The sequence below is a fragment of the Sellimonas intestinalis genome (assembly GCF_001280875.1).
Taxonomy (GTDB): domain Bacteria; phylum Bacillota; class Clostridia; order Lachnospirales; family Lachnospiraceae; genus Sellimonas; species Sellimonas intestinalis.
The window spans coordinates 208,386-227,905 of record NZ_LGAJ01000007.1; the positions used below are offsets into that span (position 1 = coordinate 208,386).

The 19,520-nt window shown below is 43.3% G+C and carries 17 protein-coding genes and 1 riboswitch; of the genes, 9 read left to right on the forward strand and 8 right to left on the reverse strand.

Features of this window, described 5'->3' with window-relative positions:
* Positions 1-16 precede the first annotated feature (16 nt).
* The 6 genes from AOA56_RS08445 to AOA56_RS08470 all read right to left on the reverse strand — a co-directional run bounded on the left by AOA56_RS08445 (position 17) and on the right by AOA56_RS08470 (position 8,015).
* The gene (locus AOA56_RS08445) at positions 17-997 is read right to left on the reverse strand and encodes a 2-keto-3-deoxygluconate permease (protein WP_053769444.1); all 981 of its coding nucleotides are present in this window, start codon (positions 995-997) and stop codon (positions 17-19) included.
* Positions 998-1,231: 234 nt separating this feature from the next.
* Positions 1,232-2,527 (reverse strand): RNA polymerase factor sigma-54, encoded by a 1,296-nt coding sequence (gene rpoN, locus AOA56_RS08450; RefSeq protein WP_053769445.1) that lies wholly within the window; start codon positions 2,525-2,527, stop codon positions 1,232-1,234.
* A gap of 42 nt (positions 2,528-2,569) precedes the next feature.
* The gene (locus tag AOA56_RS16370; protein ID WP_048621027.1) at positions 2,570-3,148 is read right to left on the reverse strand and encodes a class II aldolase/adducin family protein; all 579 of its coding nucleotides are present in this window, start codon (positions 3,146-3,148) and stop codon (positions 2,570-2,572) included.
* 6 nt (positions 3,149-3,154) lie between these two features.
* Entirely contained in the window at positions 3,155-4,432 is a 1,278-nt protein-coding gene (otnK, locus tag AOA56_RS08460) for a 3-oxo-tetronate kinase (protein WP_053769446.1), read from the reverse strand.
* Between the two features lie 102 nt (positions 4,433-4,534).
* Entirely contained in the window at positions 4,535-6,469 is a 1,935-nt protein-coding gene (locus tag AOA56_RS08465; protein ID WP_053769447.1) for a sigma 54-interacting transcriptional regulator, read from the reverse strand.
* Positions 6,470-6,647: 178 nt separating this feature from the next.
* A complete protein-coding gene (locus AOA56_RS08470) occupies positions 6,648-8,015 on the reverse strand; it encodes a homoserine dehydrogenase (protein WP_053769448.1) in 1,368 nt (455 codons plus the stop codon).
* Positions 8,016-8,471: 456 nt separating this feature from the next.
* On the opposite strand from AOA56_RS08470, the gene AOA56_RS08475 reads away from it, so the two are divergent.
* The 6 genes from AOA56_RS08475 (at position 8,472) to AOA56_RS08500 (ending at position 12,977) form a co-directional block, all read left to right on the forward strand.
* Positions 8,472-8,984, forward strand: coding sequence for a ferritin (locus AOA56_RS08475; protein WP_024733678.1), 513 nt, complete (start codon positions 8,472-8,474; stop codon positions 8,982-8,984).
* Positions 8,985-9,038: 54 nt separating this feature from the next.
* Complete coding sequence (locus tag AOA56_RS08480) at positions 9,039-9,629, forward strand: SOS response-associated peptidase (protein ID WP_024733677.1); 591 nt, start codon at positions 9,039-9,041, stop codon at positions 9,627-9,629.
* A gap of 31 nt (positions 9,630-9,660) precedes the next feature.
* Complete coding sequence (locus AOA56_RS08485; protein WP_053769449.1) at positions 9,661-10,326, forward strand: PHP domain-containing protein; 666 nt, start codon at positions 9,661-9,663, stop codon at positions 10,324-10,326.
* 131 nt (positions 10,327-10,457) lie between these two features.
* Positions 10,458-10,991: a DUF6323 family protein gene (locus AOA56_RS08490; protein ID WP_024733674.1), complete on the forward strand. Its 534-nt coding sequence runs from the start codon at positions 10,458-10,460 to the stop codon at positions 10,989-10,991.
* A gap of 5 nt (positions 10,992-10,996) precedes the next feature.
* Complete coding sequence (locus AOA56_RS08495; protein WP_147323254.1) at positions 10,997-11,935, forward strand: DUF6179 domain-containing protein; 939 nt, start codon at positions 10,997-10,999, stop codon at positions 11,933-11,935.
* Entirely contained in the window at positions 11,865-12,977 is a 1,113-nt protein-coding gene (locus AOA56_RS08500; RefSeq protein ID WP_053769451.1) for an alkaline phosphatase family protein, read from the forward strand. The genes AOA56_RS08495 and AOA56_RS08500 overlap by 71 nt, the downstream gene beginning before the upstream one ends.
* A gap of 155 nt (positions 12,978-13,132) precedes the next feature.
* Here AOA56_RS08500 and AOA56_RS08505 read toward each other — a convergent pair whose 3' ends face one another.
* Together AOA56_RS08505 and AOA56_RS08510 are read right to left on the reverse strand one after the other, a co-directional pair.
* A complete protein-coding gene (locus tag AOA56_RS08505; RefSeq protein ID WP_024733672.1) occupies positions 13,133-14,491 on the reverse strand; it encodes a sensor histidine kinase in 1,359 nt (452 codons plus the stop codon).
* Positions 14,488-15,162 (reverse strand): response regulator transcription factor, encoded by a 675-nt coding sequence (locus AOA56_RS08510; protein ID WP_053769452.1) that lies wholly within the window; start codon positions 15,160-15,162, stop codon positions 14,488-14,490. Before AOA56_RS08510 ends, AOA56_RS08505 begins: the two co-directional genes overlap by 4 nt.
* A 269-nt stretch (positions 15,163-15,431) precedes the next feature.
* A riboswitch (M-box (ykoK) riboswitch) is annotated at positions 15,432-15,601 on the forward strand.
* A 198-nt stretch (positions 15,602-15,799) separates the two neighbouring features.
* On the opposite strand from AOA56_RS08510, the gene mgtE reads away from it, so the two are divergent.
* The 3 genes from mgtE (at position 15,800) to AOA56_RS08525 (ending at position 19,515) form a co-directional block, all read left to right on the forward strand.
* Positions 15,800-17,134 carry a magnesium transporter gene (gene mgtE / locus AOA56_RS08515; protein ID WP_053769453.1) on the forward strand — a complete coding sequence of 445 codons (1,335 nt, stop codon included), beginning with the start codon at positions 15,800-15,802 and terminating at the stop codon, positions 17,132-17,134.
* A 253-nt stretch (positions 17,135-17,387) separates the two neighbouring features.
* The gene (ccpM, locus tag AOA56_RS08520) at positions 17,388-18,833 is read left to right on the forward strand and encodes a Cys-rich peptide radical SAM maturase CcpM (protein ID WP_082349916.1); all 1,446 of its coding nucleotides are present in this window, start codon (positions 17,388-17,390) and stop codon (positions 18,831-18,833) included.
* Positions 18,820-19,515 carry a hypothetical protein gene (locus tag AOA56_RS08525; protein WP_024733668.1) on the forward strand — a complete coding sequence of 232 codons (696 nt, stop codon included), beginning with the start codon at positions 18,820-18,822 and terminating at the stop codon, positions 19,513-19,515. Before ccpM ends, AOA56_RS08525 begins: the two co-directional genes overlap by 14 nt.
* Positions 19,516-19,520 lie beyond the last annotated feature (5 nt).

A 19,520-nucleotide genomic window follows, 5' to 3' on the forward strand; every position in this document is an offset into this window, starting at 1 on the left:
ATCAGTCCTTTCCAAATCAGTTTTCTTTGTCTTCTAAGGAAGATGCAGCCGCTTTGAGAGCGAGTTTTTTTGAGGCTCTCCGGCTTACCCATCCCGTTAAGATAGGAGTGAGAATTGCAGTGATAACGACTGCGGCAGCCGTCTGGGCAGTGGCAGATTCTACATATGGCTCCAACGATGGGTCCGCCATTGCAACGGATGCAGGAGTAGCAACTGCATTTCCGCCTACAGTGCCGATAGCCATTCCCATTGGATCTGGTTTTCGGCGGATTGCACTGTAAATAATGTATGTGAGCACACCTGTTGAGAATACGGTGATAAGTCCAAGAAGTATCCCAGGAACGCCGGCCTTTGCTATGTCAACAAGACTCATATTAGCGCCGAATACAAAACCATTCACTGGAAGAATCATATTCAGGCCTTTGGAAAGAAGATCACGGAAGTCGGAATCCAGATTTCCGAGGATCATACCAATAATCAGTGGTATGATTGCAGCTACAATGGAGAGTACAGGAATGGAAGCGAGACCTGTCGTCCCAAGAGCAATCATAGTAAGGAAAGGCCCGTCATTTAATGACAGAACTGCAATGGCGCCGACATCTGTATCATCTCCAAATTCTTTTGCAAGTGCGGTATAAATTGCTCCATTTGAGTTTGTAACTGCAGAAATAACCGCAAATGGGGTGAGACCAAGAATACCTGCAGGACCAAATATAAGATTGAGCAAATAACCAATAATGACACCAATTACTAATTTTAAAATGGTAAGAACTGCGCCTTTATATAGTGGTTTTCCTACTTGTTTCACGTTAATTGTAGCTCCGCTGCAGAAAATGAAGAGCCCTACCAGAGTCGACTGGCCGCTTTTAAATAAAGCTGTTGTAAATCCACCGATTTCCAGGCACTGGGGAACAAACGTATTGACTGCACAACCGATCAATAATGGAATTACCATCATTCCGCCGGGAAATTTTTTCATTGTCGCACATATTTTCATAATGATACTAACCGTCCTTTCCAGTCAATGTGATTAGACATTGATCATGTGTTCTCTGCTGCGGCCGCACAGCATGTGATTTTACATAAAGTAATCAGCAATTTGTGTGCCATCTTTGTAAAAATAGCCAAAGAGCCGGTTTCTGGTCTTCATTTATGTTTTCCTGAACTTGTTTTCAATAGATTTTAAAATAAAATGTTGCACGCGTTGCATATGGTGCAAAGCTGTGCAACATTATGATTCTTTTCGGTTAAAACTACTTTTAATCCCCATAAGTTCTCTGTATTTGGCAACAGCCCTTCTTGACAGGAAGATGCCGTCCCCTTCGAGCAGTTCTTTCAGTTTTTGATCACTGTATGGACTTCTCTTGTTTTCTTCACTGATCCGTCTTCGTATCATTTCCTGAATCTCTTTTGCATTTCGGGTAGTTGATCCGGATATTCCTGATACACTCTGTGAAAACAGGTTTTTCATAGGTACAGTCTCCTTGGGATATTGGATATACTTTCCCTTTACGGCACGAGAGACAGTTGAAGGGTGAATCCCCAGTACTTGGGCGGCTTCTGCCATTGTCATTGGGTGAAGGGGGCCCGTCCCTTCAAAATAGGGGAGCTGTTGGTCTAATAAAAATTGTGTAACATTCATCAGTGTTTTTCGTCTCTGTTCCACATTTTGAAGGATAAATGTTGCGCGGGAGGCTTTTTCACGGAAATATGCTCGCAGTTCATTATCCTTGGTTTTGAGTATCATATTCTGGTAATAATCGTTGATCTGATAGTTTCCCATCCAACCGTCATTCAGTTGAATTTCCCAGTCTTCCTCCTTTTTTATGATGATATCTGGAACAATGTATTCTGTTTTTTTAATACCAAAGCCTGTGGAAGGACGGGGATTTAATGTGCCAATCATTAGCATGTACTTGCGAACCTGAGATGTTGGGATCTTCAGAGATCTGGAGATATGTCCAATGTTCCCATGAGCTACATCTTCCAGATGCTCTTTGATCATCTGTTTCAACAGAGGGTCTCCAGATCCAAGGGCCTCTAACTGACGAAGGAGACATTCTTTCAGATCCGAGGAAAAAACACCTACCGGCTCCAGGAGTTTCAGTTCATCCAGGCAATTTGTCACTGTCTCTTCTGAAGTGTGAAAATATCCGGCGACTTCCTTGGTAGATAGTGTGAAGTAACCAGAATCATCCAGACATTCGATTAGATATTTTTGTAAACTTTCATATGGCTCATCGTTGTTGCCAATGTTGAGCTGACTTCTTAGATATTCTTTCAGATCCTTACTTTCTTCCATCTGATGATTCCATTTTTTATCATCCTCAGATGGTAGAACAGGAAGGGATTCATAAACCGTTTCCGGAGACTGACCATTGATTTCCAACATAGGATTATCGAGGTATTCTTGTCTTAAAAAGCAGTCAAGTTCTACATTATCCATTGCAAGAATCGTCAACGACTGTATCTGCTTTTGTGTTAAAATCTGTTTTTGCTTTTGTAGAAGTTCCAATGTCTGTTCCATGGGCAGGCCTCCTTCCTGGTACTTTCTTTGATGTTAATATTATTATGTGTGCTGGAATGTCCACGCAATCTTGCAGCTTTCTTCCAGTTCCTCCAGACCGAAAAAGGTCTCCATCAATGATGTTCCGCCAACAACAGGCCCATGATGAGCAAGGATAAAAGCATCACTGAATGGCGCGGCTTTTTCAAAATAACCAAACAGTTCGTTACTGCCGGGTTTCGCATAGGGAACAAGGCCTATAGTTCCTACTTTCATTTTCAAATAAGGTGTATAATCCGGAACAATGTCAGTTTTGTCCGGGTGGTCCAGAAAGGAAAAAATGGTAGCATAAAAACTGTGGACATGAATGACTGCCTGGATTTCTTCCGATTTTTCGTAGTATAGTTTATGAAGAGGAAGTTCTTTACTTGGATTGATCCCTGCAAGGTGCTGCCCCTGGAAAGATACTTCTGAGAAGCTTTCAGTGGTCAGATTTCCGAAGCAGGTGCCACTTCCTGTAATATAGATATGACCGTCATGGAGAAAACTTAAGTTTGCTGAGGAACCGGTAGCTTTCCCACGGTCAAATAATTCTTTTGCGATCCAAATGGCATCATTCATTTTTTGTTCAAGTGTGTTCATCGTTCATTACCTCGTCATTTCAAGAGCCCGTGTGAAAAAATCAACTTGTCCAAAATTACCGGATTTTAACACGAGGCGGATGTGCTTGTTTTGTACTGGTATCATGATCGGGACGCCAGGTGCCACAGAGTCACCTATTTCGAATACATCATAGCCAAGAACTTTTGTTACAGCACCGGAAGTTTCACCACCGGCAACTACAATGCGCCCATACCCTTTGTGTAACAGAGCGTTGGCAACACTGCCAAGTGTCCTTTCAATCATTGCTGCCACTATTTCAGTTCCGAGTTTCTGCACTTCTTTAATTTTTTCAGAAGTGTCGGATGAATAAATCAGAACTTCATCATCCGGATGGCTCAGAACAAAATCGATGATTTCCTGTTTTGTCTGTGTTCCATTATATAATGCAAAAGGATCAATCCGAAAGGAAGGATGCCCTTTTTCTTGAAAATCCTGAATCTGTGCTAAAGTAGCAATAGAGCAGCTTCCGGCAATCACGACGCCTTTGCTATCGGCTGCTTCTGAGTTCTCAGGTATGGTTCTGGTACGGATGCCGGCGTCTTGTAAGATCCGGATACCCAGGTGCGTCAGGATTCCAGAACCTCCGGTAAGAAAGCGGAGATGACCAAAAAGATCCGCAATCTTCTGACCATCTTGTTCACATGTATAATCTGGAACAATATAAAAATGATCTTCAGGAATTTCCAGACATTTTTTACGAAGCAGCTCAGCACTTGTGTTAAGATCTGTAGTGTCCCATTCGTAAGCGTGATATTTACTTTGCGTTTCGATCAGGGCTTTAATCCGGCTGTCCCACATAGGAGTAAGCGGATGATTTTTCATAGGACTTTGATCGAGAGGCACTCCATTCACATACAATTTTCCACTTCTTACGATTCTACCGTTTACCGGAAGGGCAGGACACAAGATGGTGCATGTTTCCCCAAGATATTCCATAATTGCATCTGCAACAGGACCGATATTCCCCTTTTTTGTAGAGTCGAAAGTGGAGCAGTATTTAAAATAGAATTTCTCGGTCCCCTGGTTTTCCAGCCACTTAATTGCTTCCAGAGTGCTGTGTACAGCAACATCGGTCGCTTCCGTGCGTGATTTTAGGGCAATTACGACTGCGTCAGTCTGTTCAGGGACCGGAAAATCCTTTTGAATTTCGTTCATAAGTAATGTTCGCAGTCCGGCATTTCTCAGAAAACTTGCGGCGTCGGACGCACCTGTAAAATCATCCGCCACACATCCCAGTAATATCCGGTTTTTTGGTTTTTCCATATTCTTCTTATCATTCCTTTCTGGTCGCTTTCATTCATTGCAGATTTTTTTCAGAAAGCGAAATTGCTTCTATAAAAAAATAAAAGCAATTTTTGTGCCAACTTATTCTATATGATAAGATTTCATTTTTCGCCAGAGTGTGGAGCGATCCATTCCGAGAAGTTCAGCAGCTCGTGTTTTCTTTCCGCCCGTTTTCCTTAACGCTTCTCGAATCTGTTCTTCTTCGATAGAAACGTTTGGAGATATTGTATTCTCTTCATGGAGCACTGAATCATTATCAGTTCTCTTGCGTTCGGATGAAGAAAAGACATCCTCCGGGTACAGCGCAGTCTCCATCAGATGCTTGTCTATGGTATCATGTTCACACATAACAGAAACCCGTTCTGCAATATTGCGTAATTCTCGGATATTTCCTTCGAAATGATAGTTGCGAAGCATTTTTTGTGCTTCTGGTGTAAGCCCTGCAATATCTTTTCCAAATTTGTTGTTATACTTGTTAAGAAAATAAGAGAACAGGGGGAGAATATCTGCTGTCCTTTCTCTCAAAGGCGGAATATATACTTTCAAAACATCCAGACGGTATAAAAGATCCTGCCGGAATTCATGGTCTATCACCATCTGGCGTAGATTTCTGTTTGTAGCGGCAATAATTCGGGTGTCTACATCAACGACTTTGTCATCACCGATTCGGCGTATCTGACGTTCCTGAAGTGCCCGAAGAAGTTTCCCCTGAAAATTGATGGGGATTTCTGATATTTCATCCAGAAACAGAGTTCCCCTATGAGCCTGCTCAAAAAATCCCATTTTCCCACCGCGCCGGCTTCCGGTAAATGCACCGTCTGCATAACCAAACAGTTCACTTTCCAGAAGATTTTCCGGAAGTGCCGCGCAGTTGACGGCGACAAAGGGTCCGTTGCTCCGTTCACTGGCATTGTGGATACTCTGAGCCATTAATTCTTTTCCGGTTCCTGTTTCGCCAACGATCAGAACATTCGAAGATACGGCAGCAAACTTACGTGCGATAGTAACTGTGCTTTCCATAAGATCACTTTTTCGTATCATATCAGAGAATGTATAGGCGGCGACAAGACCTTTTTCGGAAAGTTTTTTTCGTATTTGTGATTCAATCTGCTGAATTTTTTTGACCGTCTGGCAGGTAATGACTACACCTGCAGCTTTATCTCCTACGATCACAGGTACATAATCTATAGTAAAAGTTGTGTTGTCTACATTTTGGACAGCGTTATAAACAGGTTGTTTCGTCTGAATGGCTTCTGCACATTTTTCTTCAAAGAAAGGATATACCTCATGTAATTGTTTCCCACGTATCAATCCTTTATCCGTGTAAATCATCTGTAGCATTTTTTTGTTTACGAGTGCAATTTCTTTTTTACCATTTACATAGATAATTCCCTCTTTCGATGTCTGCGTGATGGTTTCATAGATTTTTCTTCTTTCATGTTCCTGGTAGATTGTTCCCATCATACGAGCCGCTTCGTGTAAAATTTGGATCATTGCTTCTTCTCCCGTTTCAACGGTAATTGCATTCATATGTTTTCTGAGCGCTTGTGAAGTGACAGAATATCCACCCACCACGGCATCATAGTTGTTTTGCTTTACATCTTCTATGATTTCGGATACACGTTCAAAATCCTGGCATGTTTTTACTGATACCTGTGCTCCCAGAATAGAGCTTAAAATAGTTTCGTCATGGGTTTGAGCAGAGGAAACAATGACGGCAATCCGGGTAGCATGATACTGTTCTTTTGCTTTTAAGAGAGCACGAAGGATGTCATATCCGGTAATTGGAATTTCAAGAACCGGAACTTGATTGTCTTTTTGCTTTAATATGGCAGCGCTATGACCACGGCCAATTACAAGGTCATAAGCTTCATCCCATGGCATATGCTTTATTTCTTCCGCTTGTATCACGCGAATATCAACTTCAAATTCTGTGTCACGAAAGTATTCTTTGTAAATTTTTTTTACGGTTTGTTCTAGTTTGGGATAAGGGACAACCAGCAAAACTCGAAACATAATCTTCTTTCTCCCTTCATTTTTTTCAAAAATTATTTTCTTCTATTTTATAATGTTCTGGCTTTTTTGTAAAACGGGTTCTTTCATCTGTATCTTCTGTATTGACACAGAAATACAGACCGACATAATGCACAAGGGAATATGACGGTCTGTGGTATGAGGATGATATCTGATGAAATTATAATTCGGTACCTTTTTTGTATAAGTCAAAAGTTGGAAGGTCGGAAAGATCTACATGTTCGAGTGTAACAGGCTCTCCCTTTTTTACATCTTTCAGGAGCACTGCTCCATTAAGCAGATAGAACGGAGCAGCATTTTTAGCGGTGTTTTGCTCCAGAAGTTCTGGAACAAGACCATCGATGGAGTGATGATGACCGGCCACTTTTAACTGTGTTCCTTTTGGAATATCCTGCTTTGCGACACCGGCAAGGACGGATACCTGACGGCATTCCGCATGTGTTCCTATATTCATAAAATCACCAAGAAGGATGGAAGCTGGTGTTTCCAGTCCCATATAATGGTACGGATAGTAAATACATGCATAGTTATCGTTGTGGCTTATGATATGTCCTTTACTTTTCAGGATGTCCCACATTTTTTTGTTTTCACAGCGCACGATGATGAATTCCCCGCCACAGAAACTGGCCTCATCTTCTTCCCGCAGATTGTAAAATACATCAACGACACCGGTTTTTTTCAAAATACCACCATCTTCTTCCGGAATAAAAATGTTTGCAAGCTCACTCGTCTTTGCTACAGGATAATTCAGGAAAGGTGAGGATGGTACAAGGCCGGTTACATTGGAGACGAGATTCATCTCACAGAGATCAGCAGAAATCACTTCGGTGTAGTTCTTTAAAAGATGTTTTCTTGCATCGAGCGTTTCTTTTCCGTGATATCTCCAACAATCAATGATCTCCGGCATGGATTCAGGTTTGCTGTTTCCATCGGTATAAGTAAGCATACCCGTTTCACGGTTCCAGACGAAATCATATTCGCTGGCTTTTCCTGCCGCAATAATTTCCAGACCAAGAAGGTTTGCCCAAGAGCATATATCAAGAAGATTCCTTGGCTGATCTCCGTTTACAAGAGAATAAACGGCTCCATTTTCAGCGGCAGTCTGATTTAGCATTGGCCCACATACACTGTCAGTTTCTTTAGAGACCATATACACATTAATTCCTCTTTTTAATGCAGTGAGAGCCGCATCTGCGCTGACTGTGGTGTTTCCGGTACATTCTACCAGCGCTGTAATTCCACATTCCGGCATCAGACGGTAGTCGCTTACGATTAAAACAGCATCCTCATCTGCGCTGTGAATTGCTTCTTTTGTTTCACAATATACTATTTGGTTTTCCTTATAACCGATTTCTTTTAGTACCGCCTGACATTCATCCGGATGTCTGGAACAGATGACCCGGAGATCCATCAGTTTGACTTTTGGAATCTGTGCAAGAAGAGTATAACCATACCCTCTGGTTGCTCCAATGATTCCGACTTTTGATTTTTTTCCGGAGCTGTCGTTAAGCAAATTCGTATAATCCATATCTACATTCTCCTTTTTGAAAATTTGCAGAATCTTTCGACATTAAATCTGTCCGGTAGGACGCTGCATCAATCTTTTAACCATATATATAGCAAGTGATGTGCCAAATCCAATAAACTGATTGTAACAGTTTAGTCACGCAGCGGCTAATCCGAGCTGTGATGGCTGAACTGTTACAACTGATTTCAGATTCTAATCTATGTATGCGGCATGTATATGTAAATAGGGATATTTTGGAACTTATGGATGATGGTTATGTTATGAAATGTTGCAAAACGTTGCAACGACGTTGATGCAGTCAAGGGGCTCTTGGGCTTCAGAATGTGAGGATATCATTTTTAATGATACATTTGTCCGGGAGAAGAAGTTTCAGTCTCTTGACAGAGAATGAGAGCCTGTTATAATTCGAATTAAAAGTATAAAAAACTATAAGGTGATACGAAAAGGAGAAAGAAAATGTTAGATGCGAAAGTTGCAGAATTATTAAACACACAGATCAATAAGGAGTTTTATTCCGCCTATTTATATTTGGATTTTGCGAATTATTATACGGAAGAGGGGCTTGACGGTTTTGCCAACTGGTACAATATCCAGGCGCAGGAGGAGCGAGATCATGCTATGCTCATTCTGAAATACTTACAAAATAACGGCTGTAAGGTGACATTGGAGGCGATTGATAAACCGGATAAGAGGTATCATTCTTTTGCGGATCCGCTGCACGCGGGCTATGAGCACGAAAAGTATGTGACAAGTTTAATTCACAATATCTATGATGCGGCAAATCAGGTGAAGGATTTTCGTACCATGCAGTTTCTGGACTGGTTTGTAAAAGAGCAGGGGGAAGAAGAGACGAATGCGGAAAATATGATTAAGAAATACGAACTGTTCGGTTCAGATCCGAGAGCGCTTTATATGCTGGATGGAGAACTTGGTGCACGTGTTTATACAGCACCGTCTCTTGTATTATAAGATTAAGAAAAAAGAAGAAAGTCGGAGGCGGCAGAACGGGGGAAGAAACATCCTATGTGCAGCGTGTTTTATGTTGGCGAGAATATGATACAGAAGATGAAACATCTGACCCAGGAGATTGATAAGGAAGCAGAGAAGGTGAAGCTGGAGCGGGATATTCATCCCACAGATCAGGCGTTGATTTTGCGGTGGGGCGATCACAAGATTAGACTGTCAGGAATGAAATGGGGATATCCGGTGATACATGGATCAGGGGTACTGATCAATGCGAGAGCTGAGTCCGTGATGGAAAAAAGGACGTTTGCGGAGGGAATCCGATACCATAGGGCGGTCATTCCTGCGAGCCATTTTTACGAATGGAATTCGAAAAAGGAGAAATATACATTTCAAAGGAAAGACAGGAGCGTCCTCTATTTAGCAGGTTTTTTTGATCTTATTGATAACGAAGAATGTTTCATCATATTGACGACAGAGGCCAATGCATCGATGAGGGCTGTCCATGGCCGGATGCCGCTGATTCTGCAAGAAGATCAGATTGAGGACTGGCTCCGGGATGGAAAGGTGACGGAGGAGATCCTGCGTCAGGTTCCGATGGAGCTGGTTCGAACAGCGAAATACGAACAAATGACGCTCTTTCCGATGTAAATAGAATGGAACCGATGGAGGGGGAAACAAAATGAAAATCGAAATGCACGTTCACACAAGTGAGGGAAGTTCCTGTGCGAAGGCAGAGGCGCAAGAGATTGTCAAAGCATACGGCGAAGCCGGCTATGATGCGATTGTCATTACAAACCACTTTGATCCTCTTTTGCTTCAGGAATTTGGGGAGACGGATGAGCAGAAGATCGAACGGTATCTGCTTGGTTACCGTAAGGCGAGGGAAGCCGGAAAACGATATGGAGTTAAAGTGATGTTTGGCGTTGAGATTCGGCTGGAACCAGGGGTAGAAGATTTTCTGATTTATGGAATTGATGAGGAGTTTTTATTCCAAAATCCCAATCTTTGCTTTTTGAGCCAGAGTGAAGTGTTCAACCGATGTCATGCCTACGGAGCAGTCTTTTATCAGGCGCATCCGTTTCGGGAGCCGTGTGTTCCACAGCGTCCGGAATATCTCGACGGTGTGGAGTATAACCAGCGCCCGAACAGTGGGAATCACAATGAAAAATTGGATGTGTGGCGGAAGGACTATCCGGAGTTAAGGCTTATATCTGGAAGCGACTGTCATGACCTAGATCAAGTAGGATATGGAGGCATTGAGATAGAAGAGAATGTAGACAATATCAAAGAGATTGTCGCAATCATGAAAAAGGGAAACTATCGTTTGATTACAACACCAGTTTAATAACAGAAAAAAGAGACTTTTCATCTCTTTTTCTACCATTATAATACCACAAAATGGCCGAAAAATCAAGTCTGGCAATGCTATGCGCCCGGTGCTATACTTGGCTCTCAAACGATAAAGGAGGCATGTGCATGGAACAGAACTGGATGCAGTTACTGGATCAGCAAAATCAGCTATCCAGAGTGATGGAGACCAACCGTACGGCACAGACCTATGGTCTTATGCTAAGTGAGCAGGATGCTAAGTTGCTTTTGAAGGAGAGGGGCAGAGCGCTTAAGAAGGAGAAGAGAGTGGAATTCGGCGAGGGAATTCTGCCTAAGATGATCTATGAATTCTGCGATTGCCCATATCTGAATCAGGAGCATTATGTGGAGACCCTAGTACGATTGCAGGATATCTTTTATCTCTATAAGAATGAGATGCTGGATGAGATTACGGATGATGAGCTTCTGAATTTTATGAGAGAGCAATATGAAACTGTCTGTTTTGGGGATCTGGACTATCTGGAGGGGACTTGTCTGGATATTTTCGCACAGGCGATCCGGGCCGGATACAGGGGATATCGGGTGACGGATGGAAGAAGTGAGTATGGACAGTTTGATGAAGTGAAGCGTTGGGATTATGAGCTGTATCTGGAGGCGCTTCAGGATCTTTGCTGGAGGTGATGTCTGTGTGGTATGAGATGGAAGAGCTTGTGCCAATCGTTGGCAGACTGGCACGGAAGTATACGTCAGGAGACAGTACCTCTATTTCCTATGAAAAGGCAGAGCAGTTGATGGGAGCAGTTCTGTACTGTATCCGGGAAGCCGGAGCACAGAGAAAATGGGCTGTTGCGGACAGGGAGAATCTGACGGCAGAGACGGCGTATCTTACGGGGGCAGCGTGCGTGGAGAAAAAGACGAAAAGAGCATTGAGACTATATCACCAGATATTAAAGAATTTTGATTCCTATGAGCAGCACTGTCTGAATGAAACAATCACAAAAGGAATGCCAGAATATTTCCGGTGGTACGATCCCATTTTCGCACCACAGGAGACGCTTCTGACACTGGACTATCCGGTGCTGGAAGATTTGAAGGATTATACGGGAATTGACTGTGTAGAGCGATGGCTTTCCCGTGTGAAACAAGAGCAGCAGTTTCTTCATTGCTTTCCAAGGGCCGATTTGATCTGGATGCTGGAGGAATATGATGAGGACTACCGGGATGGAATGGATAATCTGTGCGAGATGGTTTTAAGTGTCTGTGTGAAACAAGTTCTTGCCGGGAAATCCTTGGCAAACCGGGTATTTGGCCGGGAAGAGGAAAATCGGATTCGGGAAACGCTTGAGCAGGGAGGAGCTCGGCTTCTGGATGAAAAGATTTATCCGGTTTTGCGAAAGCTTGTGTCGAAAGCAGGGAGGGATGCAGATGCTTTGTGGTTTTATCTGTTTCCGGCCATCGATTCTGCTTTTGTACGGATACAATACACCGCTCGTCATAAAGGACAGGAGGCAGATGATCGGGTGATAGAAATAGAGTTACAGAGGGAGGTTACATATGAGACAGAGACAACAACTGCCGGATTACAGAGACAGTCTGCCGAACCTGGCACAGTCGATTTTGCGTGAATTTGGTATTACAGAAGTTGGAAGGGAGAGTTTGAAAAGTCTGGATCCATATTTGGGAAAAGGTTATCAAAATATCGTTGTCCTCTTACTGGACGGGATGGGGTCAAAAGTTATGGAGAGAAGTCTGGAGGGGGATGGATTCTTTCTCAGACGCAAAAAAGCAGACTATCATTCGGTATTTCCACCGACTACGGTTGCGGCCACCACATCGATCCGGAGTGGGCTTCAGCCGTGTGAGCACAGTTGGCTTGGATGGGACTGCTACTTTCCGCAGATCAATAAGAATGTGACCGTCTTTACAAATACAGAGACTGGAACAAGCACTCCGGCGGCAGACTACCATGTAGCACAAAAATACTGCGGATATGAGACCGTGGTAGAGAAAATCAACCGACACGGAGGGCAGGCTTATGAAGTCATGCCGTTTGAGGAGCCATTTCCTCAGACAATGGAGGCGATCTGTGAGAGAATCGAGGAGCTTTGCCGGAAACCGGGAAAGAAATACATTTATGCATATTGGAATGAGCCAGACAAGACAATGCATGAGACCGGATGCTACAGTGAAGAGACGAAACGAGTTGTCCGTGGACTGGAAGAACAGGTGGAGACATTATGCAGGAAGCTCAATGATGCGCTTGTGATCGTGACGGCGGATCATGGGCTGGTGGATACAAAAAATGTTTCCCTTACGGACTATCCAAAGATCTGTGAGTGTCTGAAGTGGCTTCCGTCCATCGAACCACGGGCTTTGAATCTGTTTGTAAAAGAAGAAAAGAAAGATCAGTTTGAGCAGGAATTTGAAAAAGCTTTTGGAGGACAGTTTCTGCTGATGACAAAAGATCAGGTTCTGGAGAGTCAAATCTTCGGGGATGGAACAGAACATCCGAACTTCCGGGGAATGATTGGCGACTATCTGGCAATCGGAACAGGTGATGTGACGATTTTTTCTGACAGAGAAGAGGCGGAAAGCATGAAGGGAGTCCATGCGGGACTTCTGGAAACGGAGATGCAGATTCCGCTTATTGTGGAAGAACGGGCGTAGCATGAAGATGGTGGATGTACTTATGCCATATCTGCCGCGAGGGGGCGCCTAGCTGAAAATAAAAGGGATGTACCACGGAAAGGATCTGTGGACATCCCTTTTCGTATCTGATAAATCTCAGATCATACATGTTAGACGACTTTTGGCAGGGGGGATCACTCCGCTTTCATTGGCAGCAGGAAGGTAAATATGCTCCCTTCTCCTGGCGAACTTTTTACCGAGATAGTTCCGCCGTGAGCTTCGACAATCCACTTGACCATGGAGAGCCCCAGACCGGAGTGGCCCGATGCACTTCGTGAGGAATCCACCCGATAGAAGCGCTCCCAGATGTGAGGCAGATCCTCTGCCGCAATGCCAATGCCGTCGTCCTCTACCTGGCCTACGAAGAAACCGCTCTGTTCATAGCAGGAGACGAGGATATGGCCGCCGGCCTTTCCATAAGAAATTGCGTTAGATATGAGGTTGACAAGCATCCGGATATAAAAGGTCTCATCTACCTTTACGAAAAGATCCGGTTCGATCTGTGTGGTGATGGCAATCTTCTTTTCCTCAGACAGCATAGCCTGTTCTTCACAGACCATCTCGGTGAGTTCACTGAGATTCAAAAGCTCCGGCTGTAATTGCTGTCTTCCTTGGTCTGCCCGCGAAAGCAGGAGAAGCTGAGAGATCATCTGCGCCATGTTCTGCGCTTTTTTCTGGATGAGTCCGATCGAAACACGCTGTTCGGCCGGTAGGGACGCATCAGATAATATTGCGTCACACTGGGCAAGAATGACCGTCACCGGGGTGCGGAGTTCGTGGGAAACGTCGGAGGTAAACTGTTGTTCTCGCTGAAAGGCGCTCTCGATCTTGGTAAGAAGCTGATCAAAAGTATCCGCAAGCTGGTAAATCTCATCCTTTCCTTTTCCAAGTTCTACCCGGCGGGACAAATCCTGGTCACCTTGAATCTGACGCACGGTTTCAGTGATCCGGCGGACAGGCCGAAGGGTCCTTCTCGTAAACAGATAGCCGATCACGGCCGTCAGTACAACCAGAAGGGGAAGAACAATGACAGCGAACCTCAGAGTAATCCGAAAACTGGACTCCGCATCCGTGACAGAAGAAATGCCCCGGACAAATACAAGACCGTAGCCGTTCAGCCGATAGGAAAGATCATAGATATACCACTGTTTTTCGGCGTCGGACAGGGTTTGGATTTGCCCATCGGAAAAATCAGGATGCAGGGAAAATCCATAAGGTATCCGGCCAAATAGAAAGTCGCCATTTTCTGTGTAGAGTGAGAGGTATACCCCTCCATCCAGATTGTAGAAATCAGAATCCAGATCAAAAGAGCCGTCTTCCCACTCGATATCTTTCAGGCTTTCGTGAAGCTGCTTCTTTAACGTATTCTGAGTGGAGGCCAGAATCTCTTTGTTGCTCAGAGAGAAAAGAATCGCAAGGGCCGCACACGTCAAAAGCGTCATAAAAAAGGAATATAATAACGTAAGTTTTAATTTTAAGGAAAGTCGTTTCATATTGCCACCTTCAGAACATAGCCGGCGCCCCGCACCGTATGAATTAGCTTTGGCTCAAATCCATCATCGATCTTTCGACGGAGATAGCGGATGTAGACATCGATGACATTGGAGCCTCCAGTAAAATCATAATTCCAGATGTGCTGTTCCAGCTTATCCCTGGAAAGCACGATTCCTTCATTTTGCATCAGGTAGCGAAGCAGGGAGAATTCCTTTCCTGAGAGATGGATTTCCGTGTCGCCGCGGAACACCTGATGGGTATCAAGAAGGAGCTTCAGATTTGCGGTCTGTAGACAATTAGAAGGAGCTTCGGCAGGTTTCCTTAAAAGGACCCGGATTCTTGCCAGAAGTTCCTCAAAGGCAAAGGGCTTCACGAGATAATCGTTGGCCCCGGCGTCCAGTCCGGCCACACGATCCTCAATACTATCCTTTGCGGTTAAGAGGAGTACGGGAACCGCACAGCCCCGGCGGCGGATGGACTTAAGGACGCTCAGTCCGTCCAGCACAGGCATCATAATATCCAGAATGAGGGCGTCATATTCCGCGCCGGCCATATACTCCAACACCTCCTGACCGTTTTTACAGGAATCCACACTGTAGTGTTCGGCCTTTAAACGCGCAGTCAAAATCCGGTTAAGATCTTTTTCATCTTCTGCAATTAAGATACGCAAATAGATCACCATCCTTATCGTTACTATTTATCAGTATGTGACTGTTCACGGAAGCGCCATTCGTAAAACGCACTACATGCTTATCGTGGCTGTTGCCACTGATTTATTCAGGGAATGGTACTTCCTTTGTCTGCATGAAGGCCAGATGTCCCTTGTACTGGCATAACATCCGGCATTAGGCATACGGGTGAACTGTAACATCAGTATAAAACATAATAAAAAAGAAAGAAAGAAAAACTTGACACTACCAGGGAAGCGAAGTATGATAAGGAAGAAATCGGTAGGTGAGGTTACCACAGGGATTTGGGCCACCTAAGATTGCTGCCGCTAAATTGTGGAGACACAATGCGCTGGTTAACAGGTCATGTCGCCGATAAGGCATAACCTAACGCAATTATTATGCCCTGTGATACTAAAGCTTGGACGTAGGAAAGTTTGAGGTAGATATGATCTCCGGTTTTGTGCCGGAGATTTTTTTCTTCTATAGGATAGGCGTCTGAAGAACGATCCTATAGAAAAAAAGGCCCTCCGGGTAGAACCGCGGAAAGGAAAGGCAGGTGAGGCGCAATGGATGCTGGAGGCAGTTATGACTCGTTTTGTTACATGAAAACATGGATAAGAGAAAGTAGGGATTGCTATGAACAGACAGATTTTAACAGATCTTTTAAGGAAGAGAGACTTCAAGGCAGTCAGAAGTATTCTGGAGGTCATGTACACCGTAGACATTGCGGCTCTCCTTGCCGAGTTGGACGATAAAGAGATGATTCTGGCGTTTCGCCTGATTGAAAAGGCCAAGGCGGCAGAAGTTTTTGCAGAGATGAGCAGCTCCATGCAGGCCTATCTGGTGGAAATGTTTACGGAAAAAGAATTAAAAGAGCTTTTGGATGAGCTCTATATGGACGACACAGTGGATTTGCTGGAGGAACTTCCGGCAAACCTGGTGACACGGATTCTGGAGCAGGTTGACAGGGAGAAAAGGGCGCAGATCAACACGATTCTCAACTATCCGGAGGACAGCGCCGGAAGCATAATGACGACAGAGTATGTGGATCTGCGTCGTACCACCACAGTTCGGGAAGCAATGGAACACATCAAACAGACCGGGATTCATAAGGAAACGATCTACACCTGTTATGTCCTGGAAAACAGGAAACTGATCGGGATTGTCTCAGCCAAGGATCTGATGACGATGGATGATGACCTGACGATGGATGAGCTGATGGAGAAGGAGATTATTTCCGTGACGACTCATACAGATCAGGAGGAGGCGGTGCGCCTGTTGTCACGATACAATCTTTTGTCCCTGCCGGTGCTGGATCAGCAGGGATATATGGTTGGAATCGTGACGATCGATGATGCGATGGACGTCCTGGTAGATGAAACCACAGAAGATATGGAGATTATGAACGCATTAAGTCCGAGCGAGCAGCCATATTTTGAGACAGGTGTGTTTCGGCATGCAAAAAATCGAATTGTATGGTTATTATTTTTGATGTTATCCGCCACACTCACCCAGACGATTATTGCACACTATGAGGCTGCGTTTACCGCGGTTCCGCTCCTTGTTTCCTTCATTCCGATGCTGACGGATACAGGCGGAAACTGCGGTTCCCAGAGTTCTACGCTGATTATCCGGGGACTGGCGCTGGATGAAATCCATTTTGGGGATATCTTCAGGGTTGTTTTCAAGGAATTCCGGGTGGCGATTCTGGTGGGCGCCGCACTGGCTATTGTCAATGGCGTATACATGGTGATTCGTTATCGGGACCCAATGTTGGCGCTTCTTGTATCCATCTCCCTGGTAGCCACTATTTTGATCGCCAAAATGATCGGATGCGTGCTTCCGTTGTTTGCCAAGAAGCTTCACATGGATCCGGCTATTATGGCGGCGCCGCTGATCACAACGATTGTGGACGTCTGCTCCATCATGGTGTACTTTCAGGTGGCGACCCATCTGCTGGGACTGATTTAAGAAAAGAGAAAATGAATATATGACAAATAAGAAGGACTGATTATGGGTATTCAGATTCAGCAAAGATATGATATCCATGATTAGTCCTGTTTTTATGAAAGTATGACAGAAAAGAGGTAAAGGTATATAGGGTAAAACTCATGGACTCAAAATAAAAACTGATGGACAAAGTGTTGAAAAGAAACTGGGAAAATAGTAGTTTGTTTGTATAAAGTGATGAAAAATAAGTGTGAGTGCAAAGAAAGGAAAGAATATGAAAGAAGTTAATAAAGAACCATTTATACATTTATTTTCTTGTTCTACCGGATATTATTTGTATGATGTCAATACAGATTCTATTTTGAAGGTCACTCCGGATACTTATCAAAGGTTAGAGAAGCGAGAGAATATTGAGGAAAATGAGCAAATTCGCAAATTAAAGAAATATGGGTACTTAAAAACTTCACATGTCCAAATATCAGAGCACCCGGTCACGAAACTTTTGCCATCGCTGTACGAAAATAGAATCGGGAATCTCACTTTACAGGTAACACAACAGTGCAATTTACGATGTGATTACTGTGTGTATTCTGGCAAATATTATACCAGAACCCATTCAAATAAGAGAATGAGTTTTGAAATGGCAAAAAAGGGATTGGATTTTCTGCTGTCGCATTCTTCTGCCTGCGAAGAACTTCGTGTGGGATTTTATGGCGGAGAACCATTACTGGAATTTGAGTTAATCAAGAAATGTGTAGAATACATGGAAACACAGACCAAAGATAAAGCAATCCATTATCAGATTACAACAAATGGAACCTTATTGAAAGGCGAAATACTTACTTATCTGATAGAGAAAAAGTTTGAAATCACGATTAGTTTTGACGGACCTAAAGAGATCCACGACAGATACAGAAAATTTGCTGGAAGTGACAAAGGCAGCTATGACACCGTGATGCAAAATGCACGTTATATCAAAGAGCATTATCATAACTTCTTTATTTCTAATGTTACCTTTAATACAGTCATCAGTCCGGAAGAAAGCTATAGCTGCATTGGAAATTATTTTAAAGGGGAAGAACTGTTTCAGGATGCGGTTTTTACATCCGGACTAGTAAAAGATGAGGGGAAAAAAGAGAAAAACACAGTATCAGACCGTTTTTCAGAAGAATATCAATACGAATATTTTAAACTTTTAATGAGTAAGCTTGGAAAAATAAGAAAAGAGAATACTTCAGTTCTCGGAAGGGAGCAGGTAGAATTCTTGAAAATGCTAAGAGGAGGGAAACAGCAGGACGAGGATATCGAGCTTCCAAAAAAATGGCATCATGGTGGCCCATGTATACCAGGGATCAGAAGTCTATTTGTGACTGTCGAGGGAGACCTATATCCTTGTGAAAAGGTATGTGAAAATGTGGAACTTGCCAGAATGGGTAATATCAACTCTGGGATTGATATTCAAAAAGCGTCCCAGATTCTGAACATCGAGGACATAACATCCGGTCAGTGTAAGGACTGCTGGGCATATCGGTATTGTGATTTTTGCATCCGATATGCGGAAAAAGAAAAAGAAGAATTAAAAACATGTCTATTAAGAAATTGTGCAGATATGAGAAAAAAGATAGAACATGTTTTTAAAGATTACTGCGTGTTGAGAGAACTGGGATATGATTTTGAAACAGACTCTCTAAGGAAGGGAACAGAAAATGGAAGAAAATAAAAAGGAACTATTTGACATAGATACTTCGGTGATGTATATTCTTGGAATTTCGGAGGCACTTTTCGATTTTCAGTTATTAGTACAAATAAAAGCGTGCTTTGAAAGAAAACAATATAGCGTGGCGATTGTTACGGATATGGAAATGGAAGAGGAGAAGGAAGATATCTATAGTGTGTATGACTATTTTAGCCCGGAATTGTCCAGTGAAAATCTGATAAAGGCAAATCATTATATTAAGGAAATAGAGCTGAATAAGGAGTATGATTTGTTCTTGGTCGGCATGAAAAAGGGTTCCGTTTCATTCGGAAGAGAAATTCCGGAAGATTTAGGACTTTCTGTTTACGGAATTTCAAGAATCCTTCATCCGGACTGTGTTTTATTACAGGTTTTCTGGGGAGATTATCAGGAGACAGATTTACATAATATGGGGAAAGAAACAGAGCAAATCATAGGGGAAGAAATTGACTTTTTCTGTATTCAAAACAATACAGTTGATATGTATTCCTCTCTTAATCAACACAAAATCATTTCATCTGAGATAGAAAACACAGTGGTGGAATCGACAATCGACGGTTTGGAAAATAGCTATATTTTTTCTTTAAACAGTGAGAAGGAAATAGAACGATTAACAGAAGCAGCGATCGAGAAGTTACAAAGTTATGCAGAAATAGAGAGAATGTGAATAGG